General features: G+C 57.1%; 1 protein-coding gene and 1 pseudogene. One reads left to right on the forward strand and one right to left on the reverse strand.

Features of this window, described 5'->3' with window-relative positions; all coding sequences use genetic code 11:
- Positions 1 to 329 (reverse strand): annotated as a pseudogene (locus OC610_RS26950) (hypothetical protein); the annotation flags it as partial.
- 277 nt (positions 330 to 606) lie between these two features.
- On the opposite strand from OC610_RS26950, the gene OC610_RS26955 reads away from it, so the two are divergent.
- The gene (locus OC610_RS26955; RefSeq protein WP_264432349.1) at positions 607 to 1,656 is read left to right on the forward strand and encodes a hypothetical protein; all 1,050 of its coding nucleotides are present in this window, start codon (positions 607 to 609) and stop codon (positions 1,654 to 1,656) included.
- Positions 1,657 to 1,711: the final 55 nt, after the last annotated feature.

Raw genomic sequence — 1,711 nt, forward strand, 5'->3', positions numbered from 1 at the left:
GCGAGCAAGCTCGCTCCCACAAGCGCGCGTATCGCCAGCTTTGTGTCAGGCGCTGAACTGCTTGATCCAATCAAGGCCTGCCACGGTAGAGCCGGTAGGACGGTATTCACACCCGACCCATCCTTGCCTTTGGTCACACCAGCCGGTGCGGCGAATTGGATCAATGGCAGGTTGTATTGAGCCAGATGATCAGCCAAAAGACTGGCGTCGAATTCATACGGCGAAGGGAATTCAACCGCACGAAAACCCGCCGTGGCTGCGGCTTCGATGCGTTGCAGAAATGGCACTTCATTGAACTGAAAACCGAGATGAGCGTTGAACTTGAGCATTGGGTAAATCATCCATCCTGGGAAAAAGAAATCATCCGTTTAGAACAGCTTGCGCAACGCCAGCACCGCCTGTCGGGCGTGAGGCACCGTTTGGATCAAGTTTTTCGCACGGTATCAGATACCTTGATAGCGCACGCGAAACCTGTTCAAAGCGGCCCCCACAATTGATCATCAGCCTCGCAGCATTTTGTACTACCAGTCCTTTGCAGGCGATGGACGCAATAGTGGCACTTCAGTAGCATTCACCCCATTTCATCGATCCCCTCAAGGATGACCCATGCTCGCCCTGCCTCGCTCCCCTGCCCCGTTGTTAGCATTGTCCGCGTTGTTTGTATTGCTCGGCGGTTGCAGCGTCCATGGCAGTTACCCCGACGCCATCGAACCAGACGCCGCCAAGTTGCGGTTCGTCGCCAATACCAGCAACGCCACGCTGGACTATTTCGACGCGGCCCATTGCGACGGGCAAACCACGGGCATTCTCAACAATATGCTGCTGAGCGATACCGCCCGGCGGGTGGGGATGAGCGTTCCGGCGCCCAAGGATGCCAGGGGTTATCTGGAGGTCAAGCTCAAGCCCGGTGAGCAGATTCATCTGCGTACCAACATGAACAGCGGTTATGCCGTGTGTGGCAAGGGCTTCAACTTTACGCCCGAGGCCAATGCCGAATACGAAGTGACGTTCAAGTCCGAGAAGAACTTCTGCCTGACTCAGCTGCAACGCTTGCAACGGGTCGACGGCAAGGACGTGCGCACGCCGATCCCGATCCTGAAAAACAACTATCCCGCCTGCGCCGGTCGCAATGCGCTGTTTCCCAAGATCTACCCGGACACCCCCCATCGCCTGGAGCTGATGAATCGAGTCATCGATAAAAGCCTGGTCGTTACGGTGAAGACGGATCCGGCCAAGGAAAAAATCGAGAGCTATTCGCCAGAGAAGCTGGACACGCTGATCAGCGAACGCAAGGCCAAGCTCGGCTTCGACCTGCCGGCTGACTACTGGACGCTCTACCGGGAAAACCTGAAGACGTTTGGCGATGACATGGCGCAAAACAAGGCGCACTCGATGGAACGCTTCAAGGAGGAATACCAGGCGCGTCTGCGGCAATTGAAGGACGAGCAGCTGGAACAGTGGGCGTTGCCTAAAACCGCCAATGCCAAGCCGGAGAAAGCCGAGGTCGACCTGGACGTCGCGATGATGGTGGAATATTTCCGGATCGGGAATGTGGTAACGGTCGAAGCGGTGGGTCATCACCTGGAGAGGATGGCGCTGATGGATGAGCGTTACGGGGTGTGCGCGCGGTACGCGGAGTGCTGGAAGCGCAACTAGCAGGAACGCGTTACCCGGCTGTACCGACGTCATCGCGAGCAAGCTCGCTCCCACA

This window comes from Pseudomonas agronomica (assembly GCF_025917275.1).
In the GTDB taxonomy this organism is placed as follows: domain Bacteria; phylum Pseudomonadota; class Gammaproteobacteria; order Pseudomonadales; family Pseudomonadaceae; genus Aquipseudomonas; species Aquipseudomonas agronomica.